The sequence below is a fragment of the Thioalkalivibrio sp. HL-Eb18 genome (genome assembly GCF_000364985.1).
GTDB lineage: Bacteria > Pseudomonadota > Gammaproteobacteria > Ectothiorhodospirales > Ectothiorhodospiraceae > Thioalkalivibrio.
The window spans coordinates 75,174-89,693 of record NZ_KB822960.1; the positions used below are offsets into that span (position 1 = coordinate 75,174).

The following is a 14,520-nucleotide window of genomic DNA, read 5'->3' on the forward strand; positions in this document are numbered from 1 at the left end:
GGTGTAATCCCGGATTGTTCTTTTGATTTAACGGGTTGCGTGGTCGGGTTGTCGGTCGGGAGCGGGTTGCGCTGCCCCTTCTGGCCCTGGTTGCTGCCGGCGCCGACAATTCGTCCACAAGGTTATCCACAGGCCGTTTGGAATGCCTCGAAGGGGCGCTATCTTCAGGGGCTTGCGTACACAGGCCCCGCCTCCCGGCCTTAACGCGGGACCTTGCAACAGCCCCGCGAAGGCGGCTATGCTATCGCACTTTTCGCCAGAACACGCGTGAGCCGACCATGAAAGCCGACATTCATCCGAACTACCACAACGTCAAGGTCATCTGCAGCTGCGGCACGCAGTTCGAGACCCGTTCCACTCTCTCGAAGGACGAGATGCACGTGGACGTGTGCTCGCAGTGCCATCCGTTCTACACCGGCAAGCAGAAGATCGTTGACACCGCCGGTCAGGTCGACAAGTTCAACCGCCGCTTCGCATTCTAGGGAGACGCTGGTCTAATCGCGCGTCCGCGCTCGAGTCGCTTTTGCGTGCGAACAAGGCGCGGTGACTGCCGTGCAGTCATTCTGCACAAAGGAACCGCAACGCCGTTCTCGCGCAAAAGCGGCCGAGCCCCTTCGGGGTTGGCACCCCAGGTTCCCCGATCCGGCGTTGCGGCCCTTGCCGGTAGAACCACTACCGGCTGCGCACCGCGCCTTGTCTCGGAAAACCTGGGGTGTCAACGCGGACGTGCGATTAGACCAGCGTCTCCCTAGAGTGCGTTCGCGCCCGATGGCGCGAGGCGGTTTCTGGCAGGGCGTCCAGCGGATGCTTGTGCCAAGCAACGAGGGCGCCCTGCGGGGCGCCCTCGTTTGTTTCGTCTCGCTGTCGGCGTGGCTGCTCGCGCCGGTGGCCGCGGCGCAATGTGCGCTGGAGGACCACGATCCGCGCGATCTGCAGCGCGTGACGGTCGAGCGTGTGTGGGCGCCGGATGCCCTGGAACTGGAAGACGGGCGACACATCCGTCTGCTGGGTCTGGCACCGGTGGCCCCGCTTCCGCCGGTTGCGCCACAGCTGCTGCCAGTCGGCTTCGGGCTGGACTTGAGCGAGTCCCTGGAGGAACGCCTGCGCGGCGTCGGTCAGCGCCTGGTGCTGTTGCCGGGGCGTCCGGCCCGCGACGCCTATGGCCGCCTGCGCATGCATGCCTGGATCGACGATGGGCCGCTGCTGGCGGCCAGCCTGATTGGGGATGGCCTGGCGATGCCGCGCCCCGGGCCGGAACCGGGGCCCCTGGACGAGTGCTATTACGGGGCCGAGGCCGCGGCACGGGAAGCGCCGCGAGGGCTCTGGCTGGAGCGGCTCGAGGCCCTCCCGGTCGGCTGGCTGGAGCCACCGCGCGAGCGCTCGCAGGGGCGGTTGCGGGTCCAGGGCGAGGTGATCGACGTGCGCGTGCGCGACCCGCACTGGGTCCTGGTCCTGGACGGACTGCTGGACCTGCTGATCTCCGGGGATGATCGCGATTTTTTCGAGGATATGGAACCCCGCTCACTGCTGGGTAACACCGTTGTTGCACGCGGCACGGTGTATCCTTGGAGGGAGCGAGGGCGGATGCGGATCCGCCACCCCTTTGATCTCGAGGTACTTGATCGATGAACGCCCTGTCCCGCCTGTTTCCCCGTCGCTGGGCGGCGCTGGCCCTGACGCTGCTGATCGGCACGGGCCTGGCCGTCGCGCTGCCGGGCTGCACCACCAATCCGGTCACCGGGCGCTCGCAGCTGATGCTGGTCTCCGAGAATCAGGCGATCGATGCCTCGCGCACCGCCTATGTGGAGATGCTCGCCCCGGCGCGCGAGGAGGGGCGCGTGGACGCCGACCCCGAGATGACCGCGCGCGTGCAGCAGATCACCGAGCGCGTGGTGGCGCAGGCGGTCCAGTACCGCCCCGAGACCGCCGACTGGGAGTGGGAGATTCGCGTGATCGAGGCGCCGGACACGGTCAACGCCTTCGCCATGGCCGGTGGCAAGATGGCGATCTACTCCGGCATCATCGAGCAGCTGGAGCTGACCGATGACGAGCTGGCGCAGATCATCGGCCACGAGATCGCCCATGCGCTGTCTGCGCACACGGCCGAGAAGATGTCCGTGGCCCTGGCCAGCAATCTCGCGGTGGCGGGCTATGCGATGACCGGCGACCGTTCGCCCGTCGCGCTGACTGGCGCCGCGCTCGGGGCCGCGCTCGCGGTGCAGCTGCCCCACAGCCGCCGGATGGAATCGGAAGCCGACCGCATCGGGATCGAACTGGCCGCGCGGGCCGGTTATGATCCGGACGCAGCCGCGAGCCTGTGGCGCAAGATGGCGGAGCAGGCCAACGGACGCCATCCGGTGTTCCTGAGCACGCACCCGGCGCCCGAGTCGCGCCAGCGCGATTTGACCCGCATGGCCGACGAATTCCGCCCGCTTTACGAGCAGGCACAGCGGCGATCGGTCCCGACGCATCCGGTCAATTAGTCACGGTTCACCGCGGGAACGGGCGCTGCGGCTCCCGTCCCCACGCACTTGCCAAGAAGGCCTCGCATTACCATGACCAAGGATTTCACCCAGCGCGCGCTGGACTACCACGAACAGCAGCCGGCCGGGAAGCTGGCCATCCATATCACCAAGCCCACGGCGACCCAGGATGATCTCTCCCTGGCCTATTCGCCGGGCGTGGCCGCGCCGGTGCGTGCGATTGCCTCCGATCCGGAACTGGCCTACCGCTATACCGGCAAGGGCAACCTGGTCGCGGTGATCACCGATGGCACAGCCGTGCTGGGGCTGGGCAATGTCGGCGCGCTGGCGGCCAAGCCGGTTATGGAGGGCAAGGGCGTGCTGTTCAAGGCCTTCGCCAACATCGACGTCTACGACATCGAGGTGGATGCGCCGCAGCCGGAGGACTTCATCAACACCGTGGCCCGCATTGCCGGCGGTTTCGGCGGGATCAACCTCGAGGACATTGCCGCACCGCACTGCTTCGAGATCGAGCGCCGCCTGTCCGAGCGCCTGGATATCCCCGTCTTCCACGACGACCAGCACGGCACGGCGGTCATCACCGCGGCCGGTCTGGTCAATGCCCTGGAGATCCAGGGCAAGAAGCTCAGTGACGCGAAGATTGTCTGTGTGGGCGCCGGCGCGGCCGGCATCGCCTCCATGCAGCTGCTGCTGCGCCTGGGGGCGAGCAAGAAGAACCTGTTCATGGTGGACCGCAAGGGCGTGATCCACAGCCAGCGCAACGACCTGAACGAATACAAGCAGATCTTCGCCGTTGATACCGAGGCGCGCACGCTGGAAGACGCCTGCGACGGGGCGGATGTCTTCATCGGGCTGTCGGGCCCCGATCTTCTGACGCCCGAGATGCTGAAATCCATGGCGCCAAAGCCGGTGATCTTCGCGCTGTCCAACCCGGATCCGGAGATCGGTCCGGAACTGGCGCTCGAGACGCGCGACGACCTGATCATGGCGACAGGTCGCTCGGATTACCCCAACCAGGTCAACAACGTGCTGGGCTTCCCGTTCATCTTCCGCGGTGCGCTGGATGTGCGCGCGCGCCGGATCAATGACGAAATGCTGGTCGCGGCCGTGCATGCGCTGGCCGCGCTCGCCCGCGAGCCGATCCCGCAGGCGGTGCTGGACGCCTATGGCCTGGAGGCGCTCGAGTTCGGCCCGCACTACATCCTGCCGACCCCGTTCGATCCGCGCCTGATCGATACCGTGCCGCAGGCAGTCGCCCAGGCGGCGCGCGACAGCGGCGTCGCCCGCCGCTAAGGAACCGCTGATTGATCAGCGTTTCCTTGCGGCACAGAGGCGTGCCGCCGGAATCGACCACCGCAGGTGGTTCATTCCGGTAACCAAACTCCACCCCCCGTCAGACGAGGGAAGCATGCAGAAAATCGCCATCATCGGAGCCGGACGCGTCGGCGAATCCACTGCCCAGTTTCTGGCCCGGCGCGATGTCGCCCGCGAGATCGCGTTGCTGGACGTGCGCGAGGGTGCGGCGGCCGGTGCGGCACTGGATATCCAGGAGACCGCACCCCTGCTGCGCTTCGATACGCGACTGAGCGGCAGTCACGAACCCTCGGTAATCGCCGGGGCGGAACTGGTGATCGTCACGGCCGGGCTGCCGCGCAAGCCGGGTATGTCGCGCTCCGATGTCCTGGACAAGAACGTCGAGATCCTCGATCAGATCCTGCAGGACATCCTCGTCCATGCGCCGCAGAGCCGCATCCTGGTGGTGTCCAACCCGGTCGACGTGCTGACCTACCGCGCCTGGCAGAAGACCGGCTGGAGCCGCGATCGGGTCTTCGGGCAGGCGGGGGTCCTGGACACCTCGCGCATGGCGGCCTTTATCGCCCTGGAGACGGGGCTGTCCACCCACGACATCCAGGCCCTGGTGCTGGGCGGTCATGGCGATGCGATGGTGCCGCTGCTGCGCTATTCCAGTGTCAACGGCGTGCCGCTGCACCACTTCATGGACCAGGCAACGCTGGACAATATCGTCGAGCGTACCCGCCACGGGGGTGCCGAGATCCTCGCCCTGAAGCAGACCTCCAGCGCCTATGGTGCACCCGCCGCGGCGATCGCCGAGATGGTGGAGGCAATCGCCCTGGATCGTCGCCGCGTCCTGCCGACCGTGGCTCTGCTGGAAGGGGAATACGGGGAGCGTGACGTGGCGATGGGCGTGCCCTGCATCCTCGGCCAGGGGGGCATGGAGCGGGTGATCGAGCTGGCGCTGGACGCCGACGAGCGCGCGGGCTTCGACCAGTCCATCGCCGGGGTGCGCAAGGACCTTGAACGCCTGCACTGAGTCGCACGCGGGACCGCCGTGCCCGACCCTGACGCTGGTCGACTCCAGCATCTTTGTCTTTCGTGCCTGGTTCGCGCGCGGGCTGGACCCGGATCCGCTCGGGCGGCCCGGCGGGGCCGTACACGGGCTGGTGCATTCGCTCTGCCAGTGGCTCCCCGCCTGCGCCCCCGGTCCGATCGCCTTTTGTTTCGACGAGAGCCTGCGTCAGGGCTTTCGCCATCGGCTCGACCCTGAATACAAGGCCCACCGCCCGCCGGCCCCGCCCGAGTTGCGCGAGCAGTTCGCGCGTATCCGGGAACTGCTCGGGCAGCTCGGCTTCCGGACCCTGGCCCATCCCGAGTACGAGGCCGATGACCTGATCGCCAGCCTGGCGCGTGCCGGCCGGGCCGCGGGTTTCCGCATCGAGGTCAAGAGCGCGGACAAGGACCTGACCCAGGTCATCCTCGGTGATCAGGACCGGCTGCACGACCCGGAACGCGGGACCGCGCTGAATCGCCGCGCGATCGAGAAGCGCCTTCGCATCCGTCCGGAACAGGTTGCCGACATGCTCGCCCTGGCGGGCGATGCCAGCGACAACATCCCGGGTATCGAGGGCGTGGGCCCCAGGACCGCGGCGCGGATCCTGCGCCGCCTGGGCGATCTGGAGACGGTACTCGCCGATCCGCAGGCCGTGGCGCGCTGCAATATCCGCCGGGCCGACACGGTAGCCGCGCGCATCGCCGGGCAGTCGGACCGGCTGCGCCTGTCGCGCCGCCTGACCGGTCTGGTGGACAGCATCCCCGACCTGCCGCGGCTCGAGGCACTGCACCCCACCGGGCCGAAACCCGATGCCGCGCGCTGGCTCGCGGAGCTCGGGGTGGCTCGCGATTATCATGGTTGCCTGCTGGCGGCCGCCGGTGCCTGGCGGTCCACGACCCCGGAGATTGCATGAGCCCACGTTCCCTTCTCTACGCCATCCTTGCCGCGGGTCTGGTGTGGCTGCTGGTCAGTGCGCCGGTCCAGGCGCATCCGCATGCCTGGATCGACCTGGAGATCACGCTGGAACGCGACGATGAGGGGCGCATCACCCACATGCTGCATCGCTGGCGCTTCGATCCAACCTACGGGCAGTACCTATACGAGGACGCCCTGGCGCACCAGGAGGGCGCGACCGAAGACGAGAAGTTGCAGGCGCTGGCCCGCGAGATCCTCGGTAACCTCGAGGAATACGAGTGGTACAGCCATGTCGAGGCCGGCGGGCGGGCAATCGGCGTCGAGGCCGAGCCCGATCCGTCGATGCGCATGGAGGATGGCCTGCTGTTCTTCCGCTTTCGCCTGGCCCTGGACGAGCCCGTGGACGCCGCACGCGAGGTGCTTGAGTACAAGGTCTACGACCCAACCTATTTCATCGAAATCCTGCACGAGGAACCCGCCGGTACACGCATGGTCGAGGCCGATGGTCTGGCGTCTCCCGACTGCCGGGCGGAGCTGGAGCGTCCCCGCCCGGATCCGCAGCTCGTCGCCAAGGCCATGATGCTCGATTATGGCGCCACGGTGGACTACGACCTGGGCCGCCATTTCGCCGAGCGCGTGACCGTGCGCTGCGATTGATGCACCGAATCGTTTTGTTCCACAAGCCCTGGGGCGTGCTGCCGCAGTTCACCGACCCGGAAGGGCGCCCCACGCTGGCGGATTACATCGACATCCCCGGGGTGTACCCGGCCGGGCGTCTGGATCGCGACAGCGAGGGGCTGATGGTGCTGACCGACGACGGGCGCCTGAATGCGCGGCTGACCCAGCCGCGGCACAAGACCAGCAAGACCTACTGGGTACAGGTAGAGGGCGAGCCCGATGACGCCGCTCTGGAGGCCCTGCGTACCGGGGTGGACCTGAAGGACGGGCGCACGCAGCCGGCGAAGGTCGAGCGCATGACACCGCCTGACCTGCCGGAGCGCGACCCGCCCGTGCGCTTTCGCAAGTCCATCCCGACCACCTGGCTCGCGCTGACCCTGCACGAGGGGCGCAACCGCCAGGTGCGGCGCATGACCGCCGCGGTGGGGCATCCGACCCTGCGCCTGGTGCGCTACCGGGTGGCCTCCTGGACCCTGGACGGAGTGGAACGCGGAGCCTTTTCCGTGATCGAACGCGAGTGAAACCGGTCACAGGCACCGCACCGGTGCAACGCGGGATTGTCGCGGAATGCGGCCCGGCCGGTGCGAAATCACCACAAGACCATTGCGCCCGCCACAGGTCGTGCGGAATATGAGCGGATCAGACAAGCGAGAACGCAACCCGATGCGCCTGCCCAGGATACTCACAACGGGTCTGACCGGCCTGGTCATGGCCTTCGCCGCCGGGGCCCCGGCGGCGAACCCGGCCCCGGCCGGAATGGTCTTCGAACGCAGCCTGTTCCTGCATGCCGAACGTGCCCTGAGCCGTGGCGACATGACGGCCTACCGCAATGCCCGCAGTACGCTCGAGGGCTATCCGCTGACGCCCTATCTGGATCATCGCGAACTGGCGCGCGACCTGGGGCGCGCGGACCCCGATGCGGTGCGGGCCTTTATCGAGGAGCACGACGACACCCCGCTGGCCGGCCAGTTGCGCAGCAACTACCTCTCCTATCTGGCCCGTGAGGAGGCCTGGTCGCGCTATCTCGACTTTGCCGACGACGGCCGCGACCTCTCCGTGACACAGGACTGTCAGCGGCGCAAGGCGCTGATCGAGACCGGCAATACCTCCGCGGCGATCGAGGACATGGAATCCATCTGGCTGCACGGTCAGTCCCGCCCCAGTGCCTGCGACCCGGCGCTCAAGGCCTGGCGCGATGCCGGCGGGCTGACCGAAGAGCTGGCCTGGGACCGTTTTGCGCTGGCAATGCAGGCGCGCCAGACCGGGCTCGCGAGCTACCTGCGCCGCTATCTGGCGAGCTCCGATCGCGACTGGGCGGAGCGCTGGCTGGAGCTCGAATCGCGACCGTCGCGGGTGGTCGAGGTGGACTTCCGCGCGGATGAGCATCGCTCCGCCGAGGCGATGCTGGAACAGGCGTTCAAGCGCTGGATTCCGCAGGACCTGGATGCCGCTTTGAAGGGCTGGGAGGAACGGAGCGAGCGCTTGGGCTTGTCGACGGAGACCGCTCGCGAGATCGAGCACGCGCTTGCGTTGCGTCTGGCGCTGCGCTATCGGGACGAAACACTGGCCGTCATGGACGAGCTGGACGCGGAGGTGTTCGACGATCAGTTGCGCCAGTGGCAGGTGCGGGCTGCTCTGCACCAGCGTGACTGGGAGACCGTCAAAAGCGCGATTCGTGCCATGAGCCGCGACGCCCGTGACGAGACTGCCTGGCAGTACTGGTATGCCCGTGCACTGGAGCAGCTGGGCGATGCCGACGAAGCGCGCTTCTTCTACGAACGGGCGGCGCGTGAGCGCAACTTTCACGGATTCCTGGCGGCCGACCGTCTGGGGCAGCCCTACCGCATTGCGCACCAGCCCCTGCAACTGGCCCATGGCGCGCGCGAATCGATCATGGAGCGGCCGTCCATGCAGCGCATGCGCGAGCTGGTGGCGCTGGACCGCTACGCTGAGGCACGCCGCGAATGGACCCGCACCGTCGCCAGCATGGAGCCTCCCGAGCTCGAGGCCGCGGCGGCCGAGTTCGCCGACTGGAACTGGTACGACCGCGCGATCTTCACCATCGCGCGGGCCCGCAACTGGGACGACATCGAGCTGCGCTTCCCGCTGGCCTTCGATTCCGTAATCGTCCCGGGCGCGGAAAAACAGGACATCGACCCGGCCTGGGCGATGGCGATTGCCCGCCAGGAGAGCGCCTTTCTGCACGACGTGCGCTCCGGGGCCGGGGCGCTGGGGGTGATGCAGATCATGCCGGCCACCGGGCGCTCGATCGCTTCCAGCGCCGGGGTCCGGGTCAACTCCGACTGGGACATCCTCGACCCGGCGACCAACGCGACCCTGGGCACGTACTACCTGCGGCGCAACCTGGACCGCTTTGGCGGGCACAGCCTGCTGTCCACGGCGGCCTACAATGCCGGGGCCCATCGCGTGCGCTCCTGGCTGCCGGACGACGGCGAGATGGACGCGGACATCTGGGCCGAGCTGATCCCGTTCTCGAAGACGCGTGACTACGTGCGCCGGGTGTATGCCTACCAAATCGTCTATGCGGTGCGCTTGGGGCAGGACCCGCCGTCGCTGTCGCAGCTGCTGTTCCCGGTGACGCCGGAATCCAAGCTCGCGGCGAGCCGCGAGGACCACCTTCGGGCGCTACGCAACATGCGCGAGGACCTCGCGCTCGGGCGCGCCTTCTGCGACGCACCCGGCTACACCGAAAACGCCTGTTGACGGTCGGGGGCTGCTTCACGCGCTGAGGCTGGCCCTGGTTCGTCGTCGGTGTTTACGGTGGCTTCGTCCGGCCGCCTGCCTGCGCTCACTCGCGAGCGCGCCGCGCCAGTTCTTAATCAAAAACGGGCTTCTTTGCTCGTGCAAAGAAGTACCCAAGAAACACGCCCGGGATTCGCCCGGGGACCTTGCTCCGGCCGCGCCAGGCCGGCGGCGCTGAAACTCGCTTCGCTCAGACAGTCAGCGCCCCGTTTCTATTTTGAATCGTCCGGCCTGTCACGCCCTCCACAAGGGGCTCATACCGGGAGGGTAGGTCAAAACCGACGGTGTCCCCGTACCTGTCCTAAGCCCCGAGCTGTAGGGTGCGTTGAGCGCAGCGAAACGCACCGTTCCGACGCCGGGGTAACCCTGATGCGATTCGCCGCGCTCATCAGCATCCTACATGGGCCTGGCGCCCGCTGGCGGGCGCGGCACGCCAGGGCCGAAGGCCGCGCGTGCCCAGGATGTTGGAACACCTTGCCTCCATCCATTGGCACAAACGTCAGGACCGCCGTTGTCTTGACCTTATCCCCCCGTATGAAGCCCCTTGCGGAGGGGTCCTCGGGCCGGGAGAAGGCGCTGACTGTTTGAGCGAAGCCGAAGGCGCAGCGAGTTTCAGCGCCGCCGGCCCGAGGGCCCTGGAGCAAGGTCCCCGGGCGGAATCCGGGTGCCCTTCTTTGGGTACTTTCTTGGGCAAGCAAGAAAGTACCTCGCGGTGCGCTCGCGAGAGAGCGCTTGGCAGGCGGCGGACCGAAAGCACGTAAACACCGGATGCCGAACCAGGACCAGCCAAACAAGGCAGACGGATGGCCAAAGCCACCGTTAACTCCAGAGGACGAACCAGGGCCAGCCTCAACAGGGCAGGCGGGTGGGAAGACGCTAGCGAATGATGTCCTCGCGCATCCGACTGGCGATGCCATCCGCCAGCTGTTGCCACTGGGCTGCCAGTGGTGCCTCCAGGTGCTCCTCGGTGGTCGCCTTGAAGTGGCGCATCCAGACCGCCAGATCAGCCTCGGTCAGGTTCAGCGGGGCATGCTTGCCGACCATGTCGATGGTGGGCGGCTGCTCCAGGCGTCCGCCCAGGTTCATGTACCAGAAATCCGAGATGCGCCGGACATGGTCCTCGAAGTCCTGGATGCGTTCGAAATGGTGCCCGATCTCGGGATCGCTGGACAGGCGGCGATAGAAGTCGTCGATGACCGTGCGGATGCGTTCGGCGCCGATCTTGTCGCACAGCGGCTCGAGTTTGCGAAAGGCCATGGGGCTGGTCTCCTGACGTATGCTGCGGCAACCGTTAACCTGCACATGGATCAGCAAGCCGGATACCGAGGATGAACCGATTGGATTCTGCGGGCCCTGACGCCATCACGGCGGCGGTGGCCCAGTGCATCACGGACCATACCGCAAGCGCGTTCGAGCCGACAGGAAGCCAGGCCTGTTCCGGGGGCTCGATCAACCAGGCCCAGCGCGTGACCGGGACCGATGGCCGGACCTTTTTCGTGAAGCTCAACAGGGGTGCGATGGCCGAGGCGATGTTTGCGGCCGAAGCGCGTGGCCTCGAGGAGCTGGCCCGTTGCGAGCGGATGAAGATCCCCGCAGTGATCGGTACGGGCAAGGCGGGGAGTGCCTGCTTCATCGTGCTGGAGGAGCTGGACCTGGGCGGGCGGCGCGACGGCGTTGCGCTGGGGCACGGGGTGGCCGACATGCACATGAAGACGGCCGCGCGCTTCGGGCTGGATCACGATAACTACATCGGCTCGACGCCGCAGTCGAACCGCCAGCACGATGACTGGGTATCGTTCTATCGCGACGAGCGCCTGGGCTTCCAGCGGGGTCTGGCGCGCGAGCGCGGGGCCGCGCATTCGCTGATCCAGGCGCTGGAGTCCCTGGAAGCGAATCTGGGCGGGTTTTTCAGCGACTACCGCCCCGAGCCTTCACTGCTGCACGGGGACCTGTGGAGTGGCAACTGGGGCTTCCAGTCCGATGGGGCGGCCGTGCTGTTCGATCCGGCCGTTTACTACGGGGATCCGGAGGCGGATCTGGCGATGATGGAGCTGTTCGGCCATCCCGGGCAGGACTTCTTCGACGCCTACGAGGAGATGCGTCCGGTCGATGCCGGCTACCCGGTGCGCAAGACGCTCTACAACCTCTACCACATCCTGAACCACGATCACTTGTTTGGTGGCGGCTACGGCTCGCAGGCCGAGCGCATGATCCGCCAGCTGCTGGCGGAACTGGGATGAGCGGCGTACGAGCGGTGGATCGCGGGGTGTCAGCCCCGCGTCCTGGAGATTCGGCCTCGACGCGGGCTTGTCGCCCCGGGGCGGGGCGGCTAAGGTTCCGTCCATGACGGCCAACAACGACAATACCGCCCCACGTGTAGGCGTGGTGATGGGCAGCACTTCCGACTGGGCGACGATGGAATGCGCGGTGGATGTGCTGGAGGAACTGGGCGTGCCCTACGAGGCACGGGTGGTCTCCGCCCACCGCACCCCGGATCTCCTGTTCGAATATGCCGAACAGGCCCGCGCACGGGGCCTGGCCGTGATCATTGCCGGGGCCGGGGGCGCCGCGCATCTGCCCGGGATGCTGGCGGCCAAGACCTCGGTGCCGGTGCTCGGTGTGCCGGTCGTCTCGCGCCACCTGCAGGGGCAGGATTCTCTACTGTCGATCGTGCAGATGCCGAAGGGGATACCGGTCGCGACCTTTGCCATTGGCGAAGCCGGCGCAGCCAATGCCGCGCTGTTTGCGGCCGCGATGCTGGCCAACAACGACCCCGTCCTGTGCCAGCGCCTGGATGCCTTTCGCCGTGCGCAGCGCGATACGGTGCTCAACCAGATCCTGCCGCCGGCCGCATCATGATCCTGCCTCCTGCCACCCTGGGGCTGCTCGGCGGCGGGCAGCTCGGTCGCTACTTCGTGCGCGCCGCGCGCGAGATGGGCTATGCGGTCTGGGTGCTGGATCCCGACCCGCACAGCCCCGCCGGACAGATCGCAACGCGCCACCTGTGTCAGCCCTATGAGGATGCCGAGACGCTGTCGGCCCTGGCCGGCCAGTGCGCGGTGATTACCTGCGAGTTCGAGAATATCCCGCGGCCGGCGCTGGAATGGCTGGAGGCCAACGCCTGCCTGCGGCCCGGCCTGTGCGCGCTGGGCGTGGCCCAGGACCGTCTGGAGGAGAAGCGCTTTCTCGCCGAGATCGGGGTGGCGGTCGCGCCGTGGCGTCCGGTGACAGCCGGTGGCGATGGTGGCGAGGACGCCACCGGTGCGCCCTCCTTCCCGGCGATCCTGAAGACCGCCCGGCTGGGGTACGACGGCAAGGGGCAGCGCCCGATGGAGCACATGGGCGATCTGGCTTCCGCGCACGCAGAACTCGGTGGCGTGGACTGCGTACTGGAGGAGCGGGTGGAGCTGGAGCGCGAACTGTCGGTCGTCGTCGCGCGCACTGCGGATGGCCGCAGCGAGGCCTTCCCGGTGTCCGAGAATGTCCACCGAGACGGGATCCTGCACCTGAGCCGGGTACCGGCGCGCGTCGACGAGGATCTCTCCGGGCGCGCGGTGGCGATCGCCCAGTTGATCGCCGATCGCCTGGATTATTGTGGCGTGCTGGCGGTCGAGTTCTTCCTGACGATGAGCGGCGAACTGCTGGTCAACGAGATCGCTCCGCGCCCGCACAACACCGGTCATTACACGCTGGACGCCTGCACCGTCTCCCAGTTCGAGCAGCAGGTGCGTGCGATCTGTGGTCTGGGGCTCGCCCCGGCGCGCCTGACCACCCCCGTGGCGATGGTCAATCTGCTGGGGGACCTGTGGCCCACGGACGGCAGCCCGGACTGGTCCGGTGTGCTGGAGGCCGGGCGGGCGCGCCTGCATCTGTATGGCAAGAGCGAGGCGCGGGCCGGACGCAAGATGGGGCATTTGTGCGTACTGGGAGTACCCGGCGAGGAAGATGCGATGGCCTCGGCCTCCACCGCCGAGGGGCTGTGGGAGGCTCTGGCGCGCGCGGTCGGGGTGTCCGCGTGACCGAGACATTCCCGGACAGCCGTTCGCGCCGGGCGCGCCAGACGGAGCTCAAGCGCGACCTGGAATTCGACGATACCCTGGCGGGCGAGCCTCTGCGTTTTCGCACGACCTGGGGGCTTTTCTCGCCGCGCCGGATCGACGATGGCACGCGCATGCTGCTGGATCGCATCGAGGTGCGTCCGAGTGATGACTGCCTTGACCTGGGCTGCGGCTATGGCCCGATCGGCCTGACCCTGGCGCGCAAGGCCCCGCAGGGCATCACGACGCTGGTGGACACCAATTTCCTCGCAGTCGAATACAGCCGGCGCAACGCCGAACTCAACGGCATCACCAACGTCGAGTGTGTGACCAGCAATGGTTTGGCCCAGATCCGCGATCGCCGCTTCGATCTCGTGGTTTCCAACCTGCCGGCCAAGGTGGGGCGGGAGATGCTCTACACCTACCTGCTGGATGCCCACGAGCAGATGAACCCCGGTGGTCGCATCTATGTCGTAACCATCACGGGTTTGCGGCGTTTCATCGAGAAGGGGTTCAAGGAAGTGTTCGGCAATTACGACAAGGTCAAGCAGGGCCGCGAGTATACGGTTGCGGCCGCCGAGCGCGAGCCCGACTGACCATGGTCGAGGGCGCGGGCGAGCTCCCGGTTGCGCTCCGCGTGTTGTCCGCCCTGCTGTTGGGGGCGGGGCTGCTGTTCATGCTGCGGCGTATGCCCTGGGAGGCCTTCTTCGTCCCGGGGCGTACGCAGCTCTTTGTGATCGCCACGCTGTGTCTGCTGCTGATTTGGGGACTGCGCGCGCAGACCCTTGAGGGACTGGCGCTGCATTTTCTCGGCATGGCCACGATTACGCTGATGTTTGGCTGGCAGCTGGCCATCCTGATGGTGTTTCTGGTGGTGGCGGGGCTGGCCCTGCTGGGGGCGTTGCCGCTTGCGGCCTTTCCGCTGACGGTGTTGCTGGCGGGCGTGCTGCCGGTGGCCGTGACCTGGGGCCTGCTGCGGGCGACCGAGGCCTGGCTGCCGCGGCACATGTTCATCTATCTGTACGGGGTTGCCTTCCTTGGCGGGGCCCTGACGGTGGCCGCCACGGTATTGAGCTCGGCGGTGATCTACGGGCTGTTCACCGACCTGGCCTGGGGCGATATCTACCGCGATTACGTGCGTTATCTGGCCCTGCTCGTGCTGCCCGAGGCCGTCCTCAACGGGATGGTGGTGACCGGCCTGGTGATGGTGCGCCCGGAGTGGCTGGCGACCTGGTCGGACGAGCGCTACGTGCACGGGCGCTGACTGCGGGACGCGACGGAATCGGCATATCCC

Annotated in this window: 15 protein-coding genes; 14 read left to right on the top strand and 1 reads right to left on the bottom strand. The window is 67.4% G+C overall.

Going from position 1 to position 14,520, the window contains the following annotated elements:
* Window positions 1–278 precede the first annotated feature (278 nt).
* From rpmE to F813_RS0100405, 9 genes are all read left to right on the top strand, one after another.
* Complete coding sequence (rpmE, locus tag F813_RS0100365) at window positions 279–482, top strand: 50S ribosomal protein L31 (protein ID WP_012983743.1); 204 nt, start codon at window positions 279–281, stop codon at window positions 480–482.
* Between the two features lie 322 nt (window positions 483–804).
* Complete coding sequence (locus F813_RS0100370) at window positions 805–1,629, top strand: hypothetical protein (RefSeq protein WP_012983742.1); 825 nt, start codon at window positions 805–807, stop codon at window positions 1,627–1,629.
* Window positions 1,626–2,483, top strand: a complete 858-nt coding sequence (locus tag F813_RS0100375; protein WP_012983741.1) for a M48 family metallopeptidase — start codon at window positions 1,626–1,628, stop codon at window positions 2,481–2,483. The genes F813_RS0100370 and F813_RS0100375 overlap by 4 nt, the downstream gene beginning before the upstream one ends.
* Window positions 2,484–2,555: 72 nt before the next feature.
* Window positions 2,556–3,776 carry a malic enzyme-like NAD(P)-binding protein gene (locus F813_RS0100380; protein ID WP_017925131.1) on the top strand — a complete coding sequence of 407 codons (1,221 nt, stop codon included), beginning with the start codon at window positions 2,556–2,558 and terminating at the stop codon, window positions 3,774–3,776.
* 115 nt (window positions 3,777–3,891) lie between these two features.
* A complete protein-coding gene (mdh, locus tag F813_RS0100385) occupies window positions 3,892–4,815 on the top strand; it encodes a malate dehydrogenase (protein ID WP_012983739.1) in 924 nt (307 codons plus the stop codon).
* Entirely contained in the window at window positions 4,799–5,746 is a 948-nt protein-coding gene (locus F813_RS0100390; RefSeq protein ID WP_017925132.1) for a 5'-3' exonuclease H3TH domain-containing protein, read from the top strand. Before mdh ends, F813_RS0100390 begins: the two co-directional genes overlap by 17 nt.
* Window positions 5,743–6,405 (top strand): DUF1007 family protein, encoded by a 663-nt coding sequence (locus F813_RS0100395; RefSeq protein WP_017925133.1) that lies wholly within the window; start codon window positions 5,743–5,745, stop codon window positions 6,403–6,405. Before F813_RS0100390 ends, F813_RS0100395 begins: the two co-directional genes overlap by 4 nt.
* A complete protein-coding gene (locus F813_RS0100400; protein WP_038059911.1) occupies window positions 6,405–6,947 on the top strand; it encodes a pseudouridine synthase in 543 nt (180 codons plus the stop codon). The genes F813_RS0100395 and F813_RS0100400 overlap by 1 nt, the downstream gene beginning before the upstream one ends.
* 142 nt (window positions 6,948–7,089) lie before the next feature.
* The gene (locus F813_RS0100405; RefSeq protein ID WP_026148081.1) at window positions 7,090–9,150 is read left to right on the top strand and encodes a transglycosylase SLT domain-containing protein; all 2,061 of its coding nucleotides are present in this window, start codon (window positions 7,090–7,092) and stop codon (window positions 9,148–9,150) included.
* Window positions 9,151–10,065: 915 nt separating this feature from the next.
* Here the strand turns inward: F813_RS0100405 and F813_RS0100410 are convergent.
* Window positions 10,066–10,446 carry a group III truncated hemoglobin gene (locus F813_RS0100410; RefSeq protein ID WP_012983733.1) on the bottom strand — a complete coding sequence of 127 codons (381 nt, stop codon included), beginning with the start codon at window positions 10,444–10,446 and terminating at the stop codon, window positions 10,066–10,068.
* Window positions 10,447–10,517: 71 nt separating this feature from the next.
* Here F813_RS0100410 and F813_RS0100415 point away from each other — a divergent pair, with 71 nt between their 5' ends.
* The 5 genes from F813_RS0100415 (at window position 10,518) to F813_RS0100435 (ending at window position 14,490) form a co-directional block, all read left to right on the top strand.
* Window positions 10,518–11,429 (top strand): fructosamine kinase family protein, encoded by a 912-nt coding sequence (locus F813_RS0100415; protein ID WP_017925136.1) that lies wholly within the window; start codon window positions 10,518–10,520, stop codon window positions 11,427–11,429.
* A gap of 103 nt (window positions 11,430–11,532) precedes the next feature.
* Window positions 11,533–12,048 carry a 5-(carboxyamino)imidazole ribonucleotide mutase gene (gene purE / locus F813_RS0100420; protein WP_017925137.1) on the top strand — a complete coding sequence of 172 codons (516 nt, stop codon included), beginning with the start codon at window positions 11,533–11,535 and terminating at the stop codon, window positions 12,046–12,048.
* Complete coding sequence (locus F813_RS0100425) at window positions 12,045–13,208, top strand: 5-(carboxyamino)imidazole ribonucleotide synthase (protein ID WP_017925138.1); 1,164 nt, start codon at window positions 12,045–12,047, stop codon at window positions 13,206–13,208. Before purE ends, F813_RS0100425 begins: the two co-directional genes overlap by 4 nt.
* Entirely contained in the window at window positions 13,205–13,822 is a 618-nt protein-coding gene (locus F813_RS0100430; RefSeq protein WP_017925139.1) for a class I SAM-dependent methyltransferase, read from the top strand. The genes F813_RS0100425 and F813_RS0100430 overlap by 4 nt, the downstream gene beginning before the upstream one ends.
* Before the next feature lie 2 nt (window positions 13,823–13,824).
* The gene (locus tag F813_RS0100435; RefSeq protein ID WP_012983728.1) at window positions 13,825–14,490 is read left to right on the top strand and encodes an energy-coupling factor ABC transporter permease; all 666 of its coding nucleotides are present in this window, start codon (window positions 13,825–13,827) and stop codon (window positions 14,488–14,490) included.
* Window positions 14,491–14,520: the final 30 nt, after the last annotated feature.

Bases quoted from the DNA above. Each gene is read 5' to 3' on its own strand.
- F813_RS0100415 (WP_017925136.1), top strand. From the start codon at position 10,518: ATGAACCGATTGGATTCTGCGGGCCCTGACGCCATCACGGCGGCGGTG.
- mdh (WP_012983739.1), top strand. From the start codon at position 3,892: ATGCAGAAAATCGCCATCATCGGAGCCGGACGCGTCGGCGAATCCACT.
- F813_RS0100405 (WP_026148081.1), top strand. From the start codon at position 7,090: ATGCGCCTGCCCAGGATACTCACAACGGGTCTGACCGGCCTGGTCATG.
- purE (WP_017925137.1), top strand. From the start codon at position 11,533: ATGACGGCCAACAACGACAATACCGCCCCACGTGTAGGCGTGGTGATG.
- F813_RS0100400 (WP_038059911.1), top strand. From the start codon at position 6,405: ATGCACCGAATCGTTTTGTTCCACAAGCCCTGGGGCGTGCTGCCGCAG.
- F813_RS0100375 (WP_012983741.1), top strand. From the start codon at position 1,626: ATGAACGCCCTGTCCCGCCTGTTTCCCCGTCGCTGGGCGGCGCTGGCC.
- F813_RS0100395 (WP_017925133.1), top strand. From the start codon at position 5,743: ATGAGCCCACGTTCCCTTCTCTACGCCATCCTTGCCGCGGGTCTGGTG.
- rpmE (WP_012983743.1), top strand. From the start codon at position 279: ATGAAAGCCGACATTCATCCGAACTACCACAACGTCAAGGTCATCTGC.
- F813_RS0100380 (WP_017925131.1), top strand. From the start codon at position 2,556: ATGACCAAGGATTTCACCCAGCGCGCGCTGGACTACCACGAACAGCAG.
- F813_RS0100410 (WP_012983733.1), bottom strand. From the start codon at position 10,446: ATGGCCTTTCGCAAACTCGAGCCGCTGTGCGACAAGATCGGCGCCGAA.
- F813_RS0100370 (WP_012983742.1), top strand. From the start codon at position 805: ATGCTTGTGCCAAGCAACGAGGGCGCCCTGCGGGGCGCCCTCGTTTGT.
- F813_RS0100435 (WP_012983728.1), top strand. From the start codon at position 13,825: ATGGTCGAGGGCGCGGGCGAGCTCCCGGTTGCGCTCCGCGTGTTGTCC.
- F813_RS0100425 (WP_017925138.1), top strand. From the start codon at position 12,045: ATGATCCTGCCTCCTGCCACCCTGGGGCTGCTCGGCGGCGGGCAGCTC.